10 protein-coding genes are annotated in these 17,047 nt (G+C 71.9%); 6 read left to right on the top strand and 4 right to left on the bottom strand.

The features are described 5' to 3' along the window. The first annotated feature begins 71 nt into the window (after positions 1 to 71). Positions 72 to 3,059: a PhnD/SsuA/transferrin family substrate-binding protein gene (locus KDM41_03680; GenBank protein MCB1182510.1), complete on the top strand. Its 2,988-nt coding sequence runs from the start codon at positions 72 to 74 to the stop codon at positions 3,057 to 3,059. Positions 3,060 to 3,143: 84 nt separating this feature from the next. Here KDM41_03680 and KDM41_03675 read toward each other — a convergent pair whose 3' ends face one another. Then, positions 3,144 to 3,662, bottom strand: coding sequence for a hypothetical protein (locus KDM41_03675; GenBank protein ID MCB1182509.1), 519 nt, complete (start codon positions 3,660 to 3,662; stop codon positions 3,144 to 3,146). 209 nt (positions 3,663 to 3,871) lie between these two features. Here KDM41_03675 and KDM41_03670 point away from each other — a divergent pair, with 209 nt between their 5' ends. Further along, on the top strand, positions 3,872 to 5,611 hold the full coding sequence (locus KDM41_03670) for a T9SS type A sorting domain-containing protein (GenBank protein MCB1182508.1): 1,740 nt from the start codon (positions 3,872 to 3,874) through the stop codon (positions 5,609 to 5,611). A gap of 48 nt (positions 5,612 to 5,659) precedes the next feature. Here KDM41_03670 and KDM41_03665 read toward each other — a convergent pair whose 3' ends face one another. Next, entirely contained in the window at positions 5,660 to 7,768 is a 2,109-nt protein-coding gene (locus KDM41_03665) for a hypothetical protein (protein MCB1182507.1), read from the bottom strand. A 139-nt stretch (positions 7,769 to 7,907) separates the two neighbouring features. On the opposite strand from KDM41_03665, the gene KDM41_03660 reads away from it, so the two are divergent. The 3 genes from KDM41_03660 to KDM41_03650 are packed head-to-tail and all read left to right on the top strand — an operon-like array spanning position 7,908 to position 14,284. Then, on the top strand, positions 7,908 to 9,893 hold the full coding sequence (locus KDM41_03660; GenBank protein MCB1182506.1) for a hypothetical protein: 1,986 nt from the start codon (positions 7,908 to 7,910) through the stop codon (positions 9,891 to 9,893). Continuing rightward, a complete protein-coding gene (locus KDM41_03655; GenBank protein MCB1182505.1) occupies positions 9,890 to 12,097 on the top strand; it encodes a carboxypeptidase regulatory-like domain-containing protein in 2,208 nt (735 codons plus the stop codon). The genes KDM41_03660 and KDM41_03655 overlap by 4 nt, the downstream gene beginning before the upstream one ends. A 3-nt stretch (positions 12,098 to 12,100) precedes the next feature. Further along, a complete protein-coding gene (locus tag KDM41_03650) occupies positions 12,101 to 14,284 on the top strand; it encodes a carboxypeptidase regulatory-like domain-containing protein (protein ID MCB1182504.1) in 2,184 nt (727 codons plus the stop codon). Between the two features lie 83 nt (positions 14,285 to 14,367). Here the strand turns inward: KDM41_03650 and KDM41_03645 are convergent, their stop codons facing one another. Then, on the bottom strand, positions 14,368 to 15,054 hold the full coding sequence (locus tag KDM41_03645; GenBank protein ID MCB1182503.1) for a PAS domain S-box protein: 687 nt from the start codon (positions 15,052 to 15,054) through the stop codon (positions 14,368 to 14,370). Positions 15,055 to 15,376: 322 nt separating this feature from the next. Between KDM41_03645 and ygiD the strand changes: the two genes are divergently transcribed. After that, positions 15,377 to 16,150, top strand: coding sequence for a 4,5-DOPA dioxygenase extradiol (gene ygiD, locus KDM41_03640; GenBank protein MCB1182502.1), 774 nt, complete (start codon positions 15,377 to 15,379; stop codon positions 16,148 to 16,150). A 12-nt stretch (positions 16,151 to 16,162) separates the two neighbouring features. On the opposite strand, the gene KDM41_03635 is transcribed toward ygiD, so the two are convergent. Beyond that, positions 16,163 to 16,930, bottom strand: a complete 768-nt coding sequence (locus tag KDM41_03635) for a hypothetical protein (GenBank protein MCB1182501.1) — start codon at positions 16,928 to 16,930, stop codon at positions 16,163 to 16,165. Between the last annotated feature and the right edge of the window lie 117 nt (positions 16,931 to 17,047).

Raw genomic sequence — 17,047 nt, 5'->3', positions numbered from 1 at the left:
AAAGATAACTTCAACGTGCCGAAAACCGGGATGTGGAGGACGGGCGGACGACCCGCGAATCGGGGCGAACCATGCGCACACGACGTTGGCATCCGGCAGGACTGCTGCTGCTCGCGGCCGCACTCGCGGTCGTTCCGCCGCATTCGGTCGCGGCGCCGGACGCCGGCGGTCGCGAGGCGGTCCGCATCGGCGTGCTCGCCAAGCGCGGCGCCGAGCAGTGCCTCGCCAAGTGGGGCCCCACCGCCGACTACCTCGACGCGGCCATCCCCGCCTGCGACTTCACCATCGTGCCCCTCGGCTTCGACGAGATCCAGCGGGCGGTCGACCGGGGCGAGGTCGAGTTCATCCTGGCCAACTCGTCGTTCTACGTCGACCTCGAGGTGCGCCACGGCGCCCGCCGCATCGCCACCCTCGAGAACCTCCACATCGACGGCACCAGCCACACCGTCTTCGCCGGCGTGCTCTTCTGCCGCGCCGACCGCGACGACATCCGCACCATCGGCGACCTGAAGGGCCGGCGCTTCATGGCCGTCGACCGCGGCAGTCTGGGCGGCTGGCACATGCAGTGGCGCGAGATGAAGCAGGCCGGACTCGACCCGGGACGCGACCTGGCCGACCTCGAATTCGGCGGTTCGCACGACGCGGTCGTCTACGCCGTGCGCGACGGGCTGGCCGATGCCGGCGCCGTGCGCAGCGACACCATCGAACGCATGGCCCTCGAAGGGAAGATCGACGCGGAGGCCTTCCGCATCATCAACGAGCACCACGACGACCCCGAGGAGGTCCACTTCCGGCACTCGACCCCCCACTACCCCGAGTGGCCCCTGGCCCGGGCCGCCCACACTTCCGATCGTCTCGCCAAGCAGGTGGCGACGGCCCTGCTGTCCATGCCGGCCGACGATCCCGCCGCCGTCGCGGCCCGGTGCACCGGGTGGTCGCCGCCCCAGAACTACCAGGCCGTGCGCGAGTGCCTCAAGGAGCTGCGCTTTCCGCCGTACGAGGACTACGGCCGCGTCAGCTTCGCCGCCGCCGTGCGGAAGATCGGGCTGTGGCTGGGCGGTCTGCTCCTCGCCGCCGCCGTCAGCGGCCACTTCGTCGTGCGCAACGCCCGGCTGCGCACCAACCTGCGCCGCAGCGAGGAGGTCGCCGCCGAACGCGCCCAGGCCTGGGACTTCGTGCAGAACGTGCTCGACAGCCTGCCCGTCGGCGTCGTGCTGATCGACGCCGAGACCCGTCGGGTCCGCGACGTGAATCCGGCCGCGGCCCAGATGATCGGCCGGCCGGCCGAAGCCGTCACGGGCCGGGTCTGCCACGACTTCATCTGTCCGAACCGCACCGGCGCCTGCCCGGTCCTCGACGACCACCAGGACATCGACCACTCCGAGCGGGTGCTGCTGCAGGCCGACGGCGGCGAGAGGCCGGTGCTGAAGACCGCGGTTCCCATGAAGGTGGCCGGCCGCGCGTACCTGCTCGAGACCTTCCTCGACATCTCCGACCGCAAGCGCGCCGAGGCCGAGCGCGAACGGCTGGCCATCGCCATGGACCAGGCCGGCGAGATGATCGTCATCACCGACCCCGCGGGCCTCATCAAGTACGTGAACCCGGCCTTCGAGCGCATCACCGGCTACACCCGGGCCGAGGTCACCGGACGGAGCACGTCGCTCCTGCGGAGCGGCCGGCACGACGAATCCTTCTACCGCGAACTGTGGGAGACCATCGGGCGCGGCGAGACCTGGACCGGCACCTTCGTCAACCGGCGCCGCGACGGCACGCTCTTCACCGAGGCCGCCACCATCTCCCCCGTCCGCGACGCGGACGGCCGCATCGTCAGCTACGTCGCCGTCAAGCGCGACATCACCGACCGGATCGCCCTCGAGGAGCAGTACCGCCAGGCCCAGAAGATGGAGACGGTCGGCCGGTTGGCCGGGGGGCTCGCCCACGACTACAACAACATGATGGGTGTCATCCTGGGCTATACGGAGATGATGCTCGACGGCGACGAGCTCACCCCGGACGTGCGCGGCGAGGTGGCGGAGATCCAGGCCGCCGCCCGGCGTTCGGCCGATCTCACCCGGCAGCTGCTGGGGTTCGCGCGCAGGCAGACCATCAAGCCCCAGATCCTCGACCTGAACCGCACCGTCGCCAACCTGCTCAAGATGGTCCAGCGCCTCATCGGCGAGGACATCGAGCTCGCCTGGGAACCGCAGGAAGGCCTCTGGCCCGTGATGATGGACCCGACCCAGATCGACCAGGTGCTGGTGAACCTCTGCGTGAACGCCCGCGACGCCATCGGCCACGACGGCCGCATCACGATCCGCACCGCCAACGTCGCCGACGACGACGGCGCGGCCCCGGCCAACGCGGACGGCCCGACCGGTGACACCGTGGTGCTGACCGTCTCCGACGACGGCTGCGGCATGACGCCCGAAGTTCTCGCCCAGGTCTTCGAGCCGTTCTTCACGACCAAGCCACGCGGCGAAGGCACCGGGCTCGGCCTCGCCACCGTGTACGGCATCGTGTGCCAGAACGGTGGCGACATCGGCATCGACACCGCGCCCGAGCGGGGAACCGAGTTCCGCATCCGCCTGCCGCGCCACGCGGTGGCCCCCGTCGAAACCGAAGAGACGGCCCCGGGCGGCCGCGACGGTGCGGGCCGCGAGACGATCCTGCTCGTGGAGGACGAACCCTCGTTCCTGCGGGCCGTGACCCTGATGCTGACCCGCGCGGGCTACACGGTGCTGTCGGCCGGCGACGCCGGGGCGGCCCTGGACCTGGCGCGGGAGCGCGGGGGCGACTGCGACCTGCTCCTGACCGACGTCGTCATGCCCGGCACCAGCGGGCCCGAACTGGCGGCGCAGATCAGGGCCCTCCTGCCGAACCTGCCCTGCCTGTTCATGTCCGGCTACGCCGACGACGAGGCCGGCGGGCTGGCCGATCCCGACTCTCCCCACGCCTTCATCCCCAAGCCGTTCAACCGGCTCGAACTGGCGGCCGCCGTGCGCCGGACGCTCGACCGGCACGGCGCCCGGGCCGCGGCGCCGGATCCGGTCGGGGTCTGAGCCGCGGGGCGTCGCTGCGGGGCCGGACATGAAGAAGCGCCCGGGCCTGAAGCCCGGGCGCTCATCGTGTCGCGGTCGCGGAAACTACGAGGAGGCCTTCTCCTCGGCACCCTTCTGCTCCAGGTGCTGGGCCATCTTCTGGCCGACTTCCTTGGCGGTGGCGTCGTACTTGGCCTTGGCGGTCGCCTCGCAACCGGTCTCGGCCAGGCACTTGGTGTAGGCCGCCTGGGCCACGGCGTGCTGGGTGGCCTCGCAGGCGGTGGCGTCGCAGCCGGTCTGCTCCTTCACGTAGGCGTAGGCGGCCTTGGCGGCCGACTCCTCGCAGCCCTTCTCGGCCAGGGCGTTGGCGTAGGCGGCCTCGCTCATGGCGTGGTACGAGGCGAGCTTGGCGGTCTGCTCGCAGTGGGTCTTCTCGAAGGACGCCGCGTAGGCGGCCTTGGCGGCGGTGGCGGGGCAGCCACCGGTGGCCGCGGTCTTCATCTCGGCGGACTTTTCGCAGCCCGCCTGGGCCGTCTTGGAACAGCCGGGGCCGCCGGCGTAGGCGGCACCGACCAGACCGACGGTCAGGATCATGATGCCCAGCAGGCTCAACGTCTTCTTCATGGCGTGGACTCCTCTATGCCGAAGGTGGGGTTGTTCGCATCGTCGATTCCGACTCTCGAAATCGTTCCAGCCCAATATAACGATATCGGACCGATTCCGTTTCATTTTTTCGCCGGAACGGGCCTGTGATGATGTATAATGTGATCCGACAACATGTTCTTCATCCGGCGGGCCCCGGCCACGGCCGGATGCCGGCCGGGAGGTCCGCCATGTCCCGCCCTATCCGCACCCGCTTCGGCCTCGCGGCCATCTGCCTCGTGCTCCTGCTGGGCGCCGATCGCGCCCCGGCCCAGACGGCGTTCGGCCTCGGTGCCGGCGCCGACGACCAGGGGCGCGCCGTCGCCCTCGACCCTACCGGCAACACCTGGCTCACCGGCTACTTCAACGGCACCGTCGATTTCGATCCGGGCCCGGGCGTGGTCGCCCTGACGGCGCCGGCCGGGCAGGAGGCCGTTTACGTGGTCGGCTACGACGGGACGGGCGCGGTGATCTTCGCCCGGTCGTTCGGCGGCATCGGGCGCGGCATCGCCACCGACGCCGCCGGCAACGTCTACGTCACGGGCGAGATCGGCACCGGCGGGGTCGACGTCGATCCCGGACCCGACGAGGTGGTCCTGGTCTGGACCGAGGGGCGGGTCTTCCTCGTCAGCTACGATCCCGCGGGGAACCTGCGCTTCGGATTCAACTTCGGCGGCGGCGTGACCAACCGCATCGAGAGCGGCTACGACATCGGCCTGGACGCCGCCGGCAACGTCTACCTCACCGGCGTGGTGAACGAGGAGACCGACTTCGATCCCACCGCGGGCGAGGTGCTCGCGCCGACCAGCGGCATCACCGACGCCTTCGTGGCCAGCTACACCAGCCTGGGCGGCGTGCGCTGGGGCTTCGTCCTGGGCAGCCGCCTGCTCGACGCGGGCTACGGCCTCGGCGTCGACGGCCAGGGCGACGTCGTCGTCACCGGCGTCTTCAGCGACACCCTCGACTTCGATCCCGGTCCGGCGGTGGCCGCCATCGCCACGGCGGGACAGCGCGACACCTACGTCGCGGGCTACGACAGCGACGGGCAGTACCGCTTCGCCGGTTCCATCGGCGGCACCTCCGAGGACGTGGGCCTCGACGTGGCCCTGGCCGCCGACGGCAACTCGTACGTGACCGGCTGGTTCCGCGGCGACAGCGACTTCGACCCCGGCCCGGGCACCTTCCTGCTGGCGGCGGGCGCGACCGACGACGCCTTTCTCGCGAGCTACGACGCCGGCGGCGCCCTGCGTTTCGCCTTCCGGCTCGGCGCCGTGAGCACCGCCATGGCCGCCAACGCGGTGGCCCTCGACGGCCAGGACCGTCCGGTGATCACCGGGCGCTTCCGTTCGCCCATCGACTTCGATCCGGGGCCCGGCAGCGTGGTGCTCAGCGGCGGCCAGGACGTCTTCGTGGCCGGCTACGACGACCTCGGCGGCTACCGCTTCGCCACCTCCTTCGAGGACGTCGGGACCGAGTTCGCCGACGAGGGCCACGGCGTGGCGGTCGCCGGCGACGGCGCGATCCTCGTCACGGGATCCTGCGCCGGCGTGACGGACTTCGACGCGGGGCCGGGCCAGATCCTGGTCACGTCGCAGGGGGCGGCCGATGCGTTCCTCGCCACCTTCCAGCCCGCCGTCAGCGCCGTCGGCGATGCCGGCCCGGCCCGGAGCGGCGCCTTCGCCCGGGCGTTCCCCAATCCGACGAGCGGCTCCACCCGCGTGCGGCTCGAGGCGGCGGCGGCCGGTCCGGTGCGGGTCGACGTGTACGACCTCGCGGGGCGTCGGGTGGCGCGCCTGCTCGACGCCGACCTGCCCGCCGGCGCCGTGCGGATGCTCGAGTTCGCGGGCCGGCAGCTGCCCAGCGGCGTCTACTTCGTGCAGGTGAGCGATCGGCGGGGCACGACCACCGAGCGCGTGGCGCTGGTGCGGTAGGGGACGGGTCCGGGTGCCGGGCCCACGCGACAGGTCCGCACGGCGGCGCTAGCGCTCCACCGCGACCAGCGAGAACACGACTCCGCCCGTGCGCGCGGCCAGTTCGGGCAGCAGGTCCGGATGGGCGAAGGTCGCCGTCGCGACCACGTTCTGGTCGGCGTCGAGGGCCACGGCGTTCAAACCGGGGGCGTTGAACAGGACCTCGCGGCCGTCGATCAGCAACGAGGCCCAGGGTCCGGACGCCTCGCCGCTGCCGGTCAGGCTGAGCTCCCGCCCCACCCGCACCCCCCCGAGCTGCGCGCCGGCGGAGATCGTCGCCCCGACGGCCCGCCCCGGCTGGATCTGCTCGAACACCTGCCTGCCCGCCACGAAGATCGCCGCGTACGACGCTCCCTGCGGCAGGCGGCCGATCTGCGAGCCGGCCGCGGTGAGCAGCGCCACCGCGTCCGGGGTCAGGGCATTGGCCGCGTCGCCCCGCCCGGCCAGGATCACCGTGCGCTCGAGGTGCACGGCGAGGAAGGCGGCGAGGGTCACGGCGTCGGCGCGGAAGGCCCGGTCGGGCAGCCAGGATGCGGTGCGGGGCACGCACACCGGGTAGCCGTCCAGGTCGGTGCACAGCAGCTCGTCGGACATGCGCGGAAAGAGCGCCGCGAAATGCGAACGGCGCATGATGCCGACGGTGGCCGGGTCGGGCGACGCGCCGAAGAAGAAGTCGCGGGTCAGCCGCTCGGCCTCGGCGAAGTTGCGGTCGTAGCTGCGCGTGGCGAAGCCGGCGCTGGTGGGCACGCCGTGGGCATGGGCCAGGACCGTCAGGTCGACGAAGTCGTCCCGGTAGACGGTGGTGGCCGACGGGGCGGGCGTGGTCAGCAGCAGGTCGGCGCCGGCGGCGAGGTCGTGCCAGCGGGGATCGCGCAGGCGCGAGGTGAAGGTCCGGTCGGCGTACTCCGGCCGCCGGTCGAGCAGGGGCCAGAGGTCGACGAGCTGCAGGACGAACAGGACCGCGAGGGCCGCCAGCGGCCAGCGCGGGCGGCGCCACCGCGACAGGGCCACCACTCCCGCCCCGACCAGCACGTAGAAGTGGGGCCAGAGGAAGCGGGCCTGGGCCCGGTAGAGCCGGTCGCCCAGGGCGGTGCGCGGGCCGAAGGCGTACGCGGCGCACAGCACCAGCACCACCACCAGCGGTCCGTGCCGTTTCAGCAGCGCGCCCAGGCGGCGGCCGGTGAGGAGCAGCGCCAGCAGCACGGCGCCGAGACCGCCGAGCCCCAGGTACACGAAGCCCTCGAAGGGTTCGTGGCGGCCGCGCGGCAGTTCCGGCGTCAGCAGGGCGCGCCCCTGCCCGTCCCACAGGGCCTGCGGGCTGGCCGACCACAGGGCGTCGGGCGGCAGGTTGCCCACGGGCAGGTAGCCGGGGCGCAGGAATCCCGCCAGGATCCACAGGACGACCACCACGGCCGCGCCCCCGCCGACCACCGCCAGTGCGCGCGGCCAGGTCGTGGTGCGGGCGACGAGCAGACGCCGCCCCTGGTCGGCTGCGAGAAGGAGCAGACCGAAGGTGGCCGGATAGGGGTGGATCAATGCCGCAGCCGCCAGCAGCAGCCACCAGGGGCGCCCGGCGCGCAGCACGCCGGGAGCGTCGGGGCGCAGGTAGAGGTCGAGCGCGGCCAGGTAGACCCAGTGGGCCGAGAGGGCGAAGTGGCCGTCGCGGATGAGCCAGGCCGGGCACAGGACGAGCAGCCCCGCCGCGAGCAGGCGCGGCGCCGCCGTCGGGAACAGGCGCCCGGTGATGCGGACGGCGAAGAGCACCATCAATGCGTGGTTCACCAGCAGCCACAGGCCGGCGTACTGGAACGGCTCGGGCAGCAGGAAGCCGAGCAGCTTGCCGGGAAAAGCCAGCAGGGGCAGCGAGTCGGTCAGGCCGACGGTGGTGCCGACCGGGGCCATGAAGGTGGTCACCGCCCCGGGCGGCCAGTGCCAGGCATCGGCGCGGAAGAAGGTCCAGGCCAGCTGGTTGAAGGCGGTGTCGGCCATGCCGAGCAGCCAGTCCACCCGGCCCGGGTCGAGGAAGCCGGGGCCGAAGCGGGCCAGGAAGAACAGCCCGCCCACGAGGGCGGCGGCCGTCTGGAGGCGATGCTCGGGCGAAAGGGTGCGCGGTGCCATGCCGCGAATCTAGGCCAACCGCCGGCGCCGCTCAACCCCGGACTGGGCGCCGGGCGGGGCCGCTCCGGTCGCGCCTTGAGCTCGGTGCCACCGTGGGTTAGGATGAGGGTCCGAGGTCTCGATGTTCAAGGGGGAAGCCATGCGCCGCCGGATTCCGGTTCCGCGTTCCTTGCCTGCCGGCCTTCTCGCCCTGCTGGTTCTCGCGGCCGTCTCCGCCTGCGACGACGAGCCGACCGACCGGACCGGACCGACCGACCCGCCGGCCGGCGCCCCCGTCTTCACCCTCGCCCCCGACACCCTGGCGCTCTCGAGCAGCCTGGCGACGGGCGAACTCGTCCTGGGCTGCGACCGCGCCGGCGCCGCCTGGCGGATCGCGGGCGTGCCCTCCTGGGCCGCGGTCACGCCCGCGAGCGGCACGACCACCGACGCCCCCACCATCCTCACCGTCACGACGCGGCCCGACACCCTCCCGCCGGCCGTGCTGACGGCGCGGCTGGAGATCGCCGACGCCGCGACGCCGGCCGGCGCCCAGCTCGCCCTGGCGGTGGGCCGCACGCGCGAGCTGCACGTCTCGCCCGACACCCTCGTGTTCCGCCCCGGTTACGACTACGCCGAGCTGGTCATCGCGAACACCGGCAACACGGGCGCATCGTGGTCGCTGCACCCGGAGGCGGACTGGCTCGGCACGGCCATCGTCTTCGGCTTCACCGGACCCGGGGCCGCGCGCACCCTGCGCCTGGAGGTCGACCGCGGGCCGCTCGCGCCCGGTGCGCTGCCGGGGCGCCTGCGGCTCGTGTCCAATGCCGCCACGCCGGAGATCACGATCCCCGCGCGTCTCGAGACCGCGGCCATGCCCGCGCTCGGTGTCGCGCCCGACTCCCTCTACCTGGGCCACTTCACCGACGCGACCACCTTCACGGTGCGGAACCGCGGCAATGTGCCCCTCGCGTGGAGCGCCGCGCCCGAGGCCGACTTCCTCGCGGTGACGCCGCCGGCCGGCACCCTCGCGGTGGGTGCGTCGGCGACCGTGACCGCGACCCTCGACCGGTCGCGTCTGGCCGACGGCACGAACCTGACCGCCGTCACACTGGCGGCGGACGCGGCCCGGCCCGTGCGGCTCGGCGTGCGGGCCATGCGGTATCCCTGGGAGATCGTGCCCCTGCCCGCGGGGGTGATCGATGCGGAGTACGATCCGGTGCACGACCGCATCGTCGCTATCGGCGGCACGTCCGACCAGCTGTACGTCGTCGACGCGGCGGCCGGACGGGTCGACTCCCTTGGCTTCGGGCAGTTCGGCTACTGCCTTTCCATCGCGCCGGACGGACAGCGCTGCGTGGTCGGCGGCAACGCCGGCCTGGGCGTCATCGACCTCGACCCCCTCGCGGTCGCGAAGACCATCGACGTGGACCAGGGCGCCGCCGACATCGTGCTGGCCGGCAACGGCTGGGCCCATCTGTTCCCGGCCGGGATCGGCGTGGACCGCATCAGCTGCGTCCACCTCGCTGCGGGGGTCGCGACGCAGCACACCGGCGCCCCGATCTCCAGCGGGACGCGAGCCCGCCTCCACCCGAGCGGCCAGTGGATCTACGGCGCCGACAACGGCATCGAACCCGGCGACTTCGAGAAGTACTTCGTCGGCGCCGGCACCGCGGCCTACGTGGCCGACTCGCCTTACGAAGGCTCGTACCCCATCGCCGGCGATCTCTGGCTCAGCGACGACGGCGCCCTGATCGTGGTCGCCGGCGGGTGGCTCTTCCATGCGTCGGCCGACCCGACCGTCGACATGACCTACGCCGGTGCCCTGTCCCACGCGGTCGGCAGCCCGGGCGTCACGGGCGCCGCCAGCTCCACCGCCGCGGACCGGATCTGGATCCTGTCCGAACCTCTCGACCAGGGCCTCGTCGTGCAGGCCTACGAGATGTCGACGACGGACTACGTGGCGTCGGTCGCCCTGCCCGCCTGGCCCACCCCGGTCGCGACCGGCGGCCCCGGTTTCCGGCTCGATCCGGTCCGGGGGGAGTTCGTCTTCGCCCGCCCCGACGGGGCCGGCCTGCGGCTGCTCGTGCAGCGCGTGATCGACGGCCGCTGGGGCCTGCTCTCCCTCGACGCGGAGGACCTGCCGTGAGCCGCCCCGCCGCACTCCGGGCCGCCGTGGCGGCGTTGGCCGGGCTGCTCGCCCTCGTGGGCTGCGACCAGGACGACGTGGTGAACATCATCGATCCGGATCCGCCGGCCGGCCTGGCCCTTTCGGGCCGCCTGACGGCGCTGGACGACGGGCGTCCGGTCGCGGGGGCCGCCGTCGCGGTGACGGGCACCGCCCTGCGGGCGACCACCGACGCGCAGGGCGAATTCGCCCTGGAACCGCTCTCGCCCGGGGAGTACGGCTTCACGGTGCGCGGCGCCGGACTCTTCGGCGTCGACGTGCCGGTCGTGGTGGGCCCGGCGGGGGCCGCCACCCGGCATGACCACGTCCACCTGACGGTGCCCCGCCGCCGGCGCGACGTCACCCTCGCCGTGGTCGCGGCCGCCGACCGCGCGCCGGTGGCCGGCGTCCCCGTGGCGCTGGCGGCGTTCAACGATCCCGCCCTGGAGAACATCACGCCGCTGCCCGACCAGCCGGGTCTGGTCGACACCACCGACGCCGACGGCCTCGCCACCCTGACCGGACTGCCGGCGACGCGGGTGCGGGTCGTGGTCGGCGCCTCCGGAGAGGGCGGCACGGAAGATCCTCTCGCCGGCACCCTCGTCGACCTGGACCTGAGACAGCAGCCCGCCGCGGCCGTCACCGTCGCCCTGCCGCGGGCCGACGCCGCCGACCAGCCCCGCGTCCTGGCCACCAACATCTCCGCGACCGGACTGGTCTCCGACCCGCTGCTCTGGGTGCAGTACGACGGCGAGATGGCGGCGCAGGCGGCCTACACCTACGTCGAGATGTCCGCGGTCCCGACCGACCGGTACGACGTCCGCTGGGCGACGCCGTCCCGCCTCGAGATCGTCCTGCGCTCCGGGGTGTTCACCACCACCTCGTACCGGATCATCGCGGCCCGCCTGGTCGACGGCGCACCCCGCACGGTCGTGCTCAGCGGCTTCCTGACCTGGCAGGCCGAGCCTGGACCCGGCACCGGCACCTGCGGCGAGACGGTCGGCGACCTGGCCCTCGACAACGGCGCCGCCGACCTCGACTTCGATTCCCGGCGGATCGAGCTGGCCTGGACGGCCCTGACCTGCGCCGACGGCTACGCGGTCTACGCCCGCGACGACCACGCGAATCCCGCCTGGGTCGAGGTCGACCGGTTCCCCCTCGACTTCGAGACCGGCACCGTGCGCACCACCGTCGAACTGCCGGCCACGTTCGACCGCTTCGCCGTCGACGGCGTCGTGACCCCGCTGGCGGGCACGGCGGTGGAGCTGTGCGTCCTGCCCACCAACCCGGTCTCGCCGACGCCCGGCGCCCCCCATCCCGTGATCACCGTCCGCGACGTGGTGCCGCCCGCGGTGACGGACATCGTCCAGCAGAGCTGGACCCGCAACGACGGCCCCGAGACCGTCGTCTTCGAACTGCGCGTGCGCTTCTCCGAGTTCATCGCCGACGGCACGCTCATGCCGCTGCTCGAGATCCGCGAGAACGGCGGCGACCCCGACTTCGTCCTCGACGCGGCCCTCGCCACCTGGACCTGGGCGCCCGGCCAGCGCGAAGGCGTGTTCCGCATCCCCCTCGAGCCGGGCCAGGACGCGTCGGGCGACCAGCTGCGCGTGTCGGTCGCCGACCTGGCCGACATCTCGGGCAACGTGGCGGCCGGCGTATGGAGCTCGGCCTGGCAGCGGCTGAACGAGACCTTCCGCTACGACTTCGAGGCCGGGCCCCAGGGCTGGACCGTCGACGGCAGCGGCTGGGAATGGGGGGCGCCCCTCTCCGGGCCGGGTGCGGCCCACTCGGGCCGGTACTGCTGGGCCACCGGGCTGGACGGGAACTACGTCAACGGCATGAACGCGAGCCTCGTCTCGCCGTCCGTGCTGCTGCCCGAGGGCGAGGCCGAACTGTCGATCGCCGCCTGGTACGAGACCGAGACGTGCTGCGACGTCGGCTACGTGGAGATCGATGCGGGCACCGGCTGGCAGGCCTGGCAGACCCTGCGCGGCAGCTCGGGGGGCTGGCAGATCCTCACCTTCGGCCTCGGCGAGTACGGCGGCCGCACCCTGCGGATCCGCTTCCGCTTCCTGAGCGACGGCTCGGCCAGCTATCCGGGCCTCTACATCGACGACGTCGTCATCGGCAACCCGACCCCCAACGCGTCCGGCCGATCCGGCCGGACCGAAGCGAGAGAGTGAGCCATGAGAATCGCGTTCCCGTACCCCGTTGCGCTCCTCGTCGTGCTCGGCGCCGCCGCGCTGTTCGGCGGCGGCTGCTCCGACGACATCCACAACATCACGCTCTCGTCGGACGAGATCTCGGCGACGGTGACCACGCAGGTCCTGAACTGGCCCGACGGGGATCCGGTCGCCGGCGCCAGCTGGGAGATCGTGCAGACCGGCATCGCCGGCACGACGGGCCCGGACGGCACCTTCGTGGCCACGGGGCTGGGTCGGGGCACCTACCTCGTGCGGGTCGGGGCGGCGGGCCACCACGCGACCCTCATGACCCTGGCCATCCTGCCGCCGGCCAAGAGCACGCCGTGGCACCAGACCGAGACGGTCTACCTGATGCAGCCGCGGGGTGCCGTCACGGTGAACCTGGTCGCCGCGGGCAGCGGCGACCCCGTCTCCGGAGCGCGGGTCCGCCTCGCCGGCTGCCGCTTTCCGCCGGGTGTCTCGAACCAGCAGCTCGCTGCCGCCGACATCGTGGCCGTCTCCGACGCCAACGGCGCCGCCGCCCTGGCGGGGCTGCCCGTCGGCACCCTCGATCTCGTGGTCGAGGGCACCGACACCGACGGCGACGACGTCATCGACTTCGCCGGCCAGGGCATCGAGATCGCCATCGCCGAGGGGCAGGTGGGCCACGTGACCCTCGCCCTGTCGCCGCCGGGCTCGGTGGGCACCCTGAACGTGATCGACACCAACCTGCCGAGCTACGGCAACGCGCTGTTCGAGAACGAGCTCTACTTCATCTTCAGCGACAGCATGGACACCGCGGCCACGACCTGGAGCCTGACCTACGACGCCTACCCCTACGATCCGGTCGAGCTGTCCGGAACCTGGACCTCGCCCTTCCGGATCGCCCTGGCGCCCGGCGGCGCGTTTCCCGCCGAGGCCACCCGCTTCGACTTCGTCCTCGACGGCGTCGCCGTGACCGGCGATTCCTTCCGGTCCAGCATGACCTTCGTCTGGCAGCGGCCCGGCGGCGGCGGCGGGGGCGGCGGCGAGTGCACGGAGATCGTCGCCGACCTGGGCCTGACCGCCGGCATCGCGCCCGACTTCGACACCCGCAACTTCACGCTCGAGTGGTCGATCGTGCCCTGCGCCGGCGGCTACGACATCTACGGCCGGGACGACCGCAACGTCCCGTCGTGGGTGCACCTGGCGCACAACCCCATCGACTTCGAGACCGGCACCATCCAGCAGCTGGTGCAGCTGCCGCCCCAGTTCGACCGCTACGCCGCCGACGACGTGCAGACGCCGCTGGCGGGCACGGCGGTCAGCCTGTGCGTGGTCCCGGCCAACGCCGCGATCCCGACACCCGGCGAGGACCACGCCATCGTCGTGGTGGGCGACGTCACGCCGCCGTCCCTGATCGCCGTCGGCTCGGCGGGCGTGTTCGCGAACCCGTCTGCCGCGACGGTGAAGGGTGATCTCGTGGTCTCCTTCTCCGAGTACCTCGGGCCCGGCACGCCCGACCCGGTGCTCGAGATCCGCGAGGCCGGCGGCGACCCCGCCTATGTCCTGAATCCGGCGACCGCCCAGTGGTCGTGGGACCCGGGCATGGCCTCGGGGCGGTTCCGCTTCCCGGTCCCCGCCGGCGTCGACGGCACCGGCGACGAGTTCCGGATCACCCTGTCCGGGGCCGTCGACCTGAGCGGCAACACCGCGGCGGCCGATCTGGTCTCGGAGTGGGCGCTGATCCTGCCGATCCCGCCGGTGTGGGATTTCGAGAGCGGACCGCAGGACTGGTTCTGCGCCGATGTCGGCAGGTGGGAGTGGGGCGCGCCGACGGACGGCCCGGGTTCCGGCTACCAGAGCCAGAGCTGCTGGGGCACCGACCTCGACGCCTACTTCGGCTTCAACTGGGACACGCGGCTCGAGTCGCCCCCGTTCATCGTGCCCATGGCCGATCCCCGCGTGAGATTCGTCCACTACGCCGACCTGGCGTACGGCGACTACTTCGAACTGATCATCGCCACCGAAGCGGGAGAGGTCGTGCTGCTGCAGTACTCGACCGACTACTCGGTCTGGCAGCAGGCGGAGATCTCCCTCGCGCCGTACGCGGGTCAGCTCTGCCGGCTCGTGTTCCGTTTCGTCTCGAACGCGACCTCGAACGACAGCGGCGTGTTCGTCGACGACGTCTCGGTGACGGGCGACTGAGCGCCGCCCGCTCCGCGCGAAAGGCCCCGGCGATGCCGGGGCCTTTGTCGTGACCGGCGGCCGGGCGCGCCCGCGGCGGCGTCCTAGCCCGGCGATCTCTCCCCGAACTCCTGCGGGTAGTGGCTGCGGAAGCAGTCGGGACAGAGGCCGTGGCTGAAGAGGGCGGACGAGTGCCTGGTGAGGTAGATGTCGACCTGCTCCCAGTAGCCGTCGTCGTCGCGGATCTTCTTGCAGATCGAGCAGAGCGGCAGGATCCCCCGCAGGGTCTTGATCTCGGAGGCCGACTCGCGGAGGGACCGGATCAGCTCCTCCTTCTCGCGCTGCTGCCGCTTCCGCTCGCTGATGTCGCGGCAGACGCAGAAGATGAGCTTGTCCGGCCCGATGTAGGCGCCGTTGTTGCAGAGTTCGACGTCGACGAACGACCCGTCCTTGCGCCGCATGCGGGTCTCGAAACAGTGCCCCTTCTCGTCCACGGCTTCGGCCAGACCCAGGATCTCCTCGCGGGAGTGCACGGCGTCCCAGTCCCAGACGTGCAGGTGCAGCACCTCACGACATGTGTAGCCGAGCATCTCGGCGAAGCGGCGGTTGGCCTCGTACACCTTGGCGCCCCGGTCGAGCACGACGATGGCGTCGCGCGATTCGTCGATCAGCAGCCGGCGCCACGCGATCTCGCCGCGCAGACGCGTCTCGGTGGTCCGTTGGTCTTCGATACGGGATTCCAGTTCGCGCACGCGCTGCGCGAGCTCCGCGCAGGATGGGCTCTCGGACATGATCGTCTCCCCGGGCGGCCTCTCTCCGCCTCCCCCCCCTGTCGTTCCGGATGCGCGGCCTCCGACTCCCCGGACGGTGGCCGATGCTGTCGCCGACCATACACGAGGATCCCCGCCGGGGAAACCCGGAACGCGGTCGGTAAGCGGGCGGTTTCGCCGACAGGTCGATTCGTTCTGTGGCCACAACTCCCCGTGACGACGATATTGCCGCCATGGACACGAAAGGGATGAACACGCGCGAGGGGCCGGTGAGGTCCGGGACCTCGCCCGCATCGAGGCCGACGGAAGGAAGTCCATGATGCACGCCCCCCGCCCGGACCGCATGCCGGTGCTCTTCGCGGGCCACGGCTCGCCCCTGAACGCCATCGAGGACAACGCCTGGAGCCGGGGCTTCCGCGAACTCGCGGCGGCGATCCCCCTGCCCCGGGCCATCCTCTCGATCTCGGCCCATTGGTACGTGCCGGGCACCTTCCTGACGGCGGATCCGGCGCCGACGACGATCCACGATTTCGGCGGCTTTCCGCCCGCGCTCCATGCGGTCGAGTACGGCGCGCCCGGCCATCTCGACCTGGCCCGGGACGTGAGTCGGCTGCTCGCCGCGCACGGCGCCGACCTGAGCACCCGCTGGGGGCTCGATCACGGCACGTGGAGCGTGTTGAAATGGATGTATCCCGCGGCGGATATTCCGGTGGTGCAGCTCAGCATCGACCGCCGGCTCACGCCGCGCGATCACTTCGACATGGCCCGTTCCCTGCGCGACCTGCGGGAGCAGGGCGTCCTCGTCATGGGCAGCGGCAACGTGGTCCACAACCTGCGCGACGCGTTCGGCCGCATGAACAGCGGCGACCACGCGACCCCGGACTGGGCTCGCCGCTTCGACGCCAAGGTGGCCGACGCCACCCGGCAGGCCGACACCGCCACTCTGGTCGCCCTCTTGACCGACGATCCCGACGGCGCCCTGGCCCACCCCACGCCCGATCACTGGCTGCCCTACCTCTATGCCCTGGGCCTGACCGATGTCGACGACGCGGTCCGCTTCAACAGCGAGGGTTTCGACCTGGGCTCCCTCAGCATGCGGAACGTGATCTGGGGCTGAGCGGACGTGCCGTCAGGGCACGCGCGTCATCACGATGTCCGACTTCCCCGCGCAGTGCTGGGAGCCGAAGTCCCAGGTCCAGCTCTCCGTCCCCGAGATGGAGCCGTCGTCCTCCTCGTACAGGTGGTAGTACTCGACGGTGGTCGTGCCGCCGTCCTCGGGAAAGCTGCCCGAGAGCCGGATGTGCACCTTGGTTTCGGTGAAGTGGTAGATCTTCCCGCTCAGCGAGTTGCTCGGCACGCCCTGGATCCCCGTGATCATGACGTCGTTGCCGAACTGGCCGACCAGGACCTGGTTCGTCTCCACCGGGGCGTTCTCCTCGCCGGCGCACAACGAGCCCGTGGCTTCGGTCACGTCGACGCTCAGCAGCCAGTCGCCGACCAGGGAGATCTCGCCGGTCTCGCGGGCGCGGATCATCACCACGACCTCGTCCCGCCCCTCGGCCGAATCCTGCACCTCGACGACCACGAGCGAGTCGGCCCGGACGTCGGGCACGCCGGTGACGCGGATCCGGCGTCCGGCGTCGACGGTGACGGTCATCCAGTCCCGGGTGCCGCTGACGACATCGACCAGGGTGTAGGGCCCGTCGCCCCCCGTGATCGGAACGCTCTCGTCGAAGTTCACGCCGACGAAGGCGAAGGGCATCTCTTCGGTGCGGAACTCGGGGTCGGCCTTCGTCAGCCCGACGCCGTCGTCCTCGCTGCAACCGGTGAGCACGAGACAACCGGCGGCCAGCAGCAGCAGCACGGCGACACGAATGGACTTGTTCTCGTAAGGCATCGATCCCTCCCCGGACATGATGGTTTCAATTGATGATTAATTATATCTTGTTTCATTTGGGCAGGGGTAGTGGTTTTTTCCTCAAACGCGCCGCGGGCCCGGATCAGATCAGTTGGG

It is taken from the genome of bacterium, from assembly GCA_020440705.1.
Taxonomy (GTDB): domain Bacteria; phylum Krumholzibacteriota; class Krumholzibacteriia; order LZORAL124-64-63; family LZORAL124-64-63; genus JAGRNP01.
This window is presented reverse-complemented; position numbering and strand designations above follow the sequence as displayed.

Excerpts from the sequence above, each read along its gene's own strand:
- KDM41_03680 (MCB1182510.1), top strand. The coding sequence starts at position 72 with ATGCGCACACGACGTTGGCATCCGGCAGGACTGCTGCTGCTCGCGGCC.
- KDM41_03675 (MCB1182509.1), bottom strand. The coding sequence starts at position 3,662 with ATGAAGAAGACGTTGAGCCTGCTGGGCATCATGATCCTGACCGTCGGT.
- KDM41_03670 (MCB1182508.1), top strand. The coding sequence starts at position 3,872 with ATGTCCCGCCCTATCCGCACCCGCTTCGGCCTCGCGGCCATCTGCCTC.
- KDM41_03665 (MCB1182507.1), bottom strand. The coding sequence starts at position 7,768 with ATGGCACCGCGCACCCTTTCGCCCGAGCATCGCCTCCAGACGGCCGCC.
- KDM41_03660 (MCB1182506.1), top strand. The coding sequence starts at position 7,908 with ATGCGCCGCCGGATTCCGGTTCCGCGTTCCTTGCCTGCCGGCCTTCTC.
- KDM41_03650 (MCB1182504.1), top strand. The coding sequence starts at position 12,101 with ATGAGAATCGCGTTCCCGTACCCCGTTGCGCTCCTCGTCGTGCTCGGC.
- KDM41_03645 (MCB1182503.1), bottom strand. The coding sequence starts at position 15,054 with ATGTCCGAGAGCCCATCCTGCGCGGAGCTCGCGCAGCGCGTGCGCGAA.
- ygiD (MCB1182502.1), top strand. The coding sequence starts at position 15,377 with ATGCCGGTGCTCTTCGCGGGCCACGGCTCGCCCCTGAACGCCATCGAG.
- KDM41_03635 (MCB1182501.1), bottom strand. The coding sequence starts at position 16,930 with ATGCCTTACGAGAACAAGTCCATTCGTGTCGCCGTGCTGCTGCTGCTG.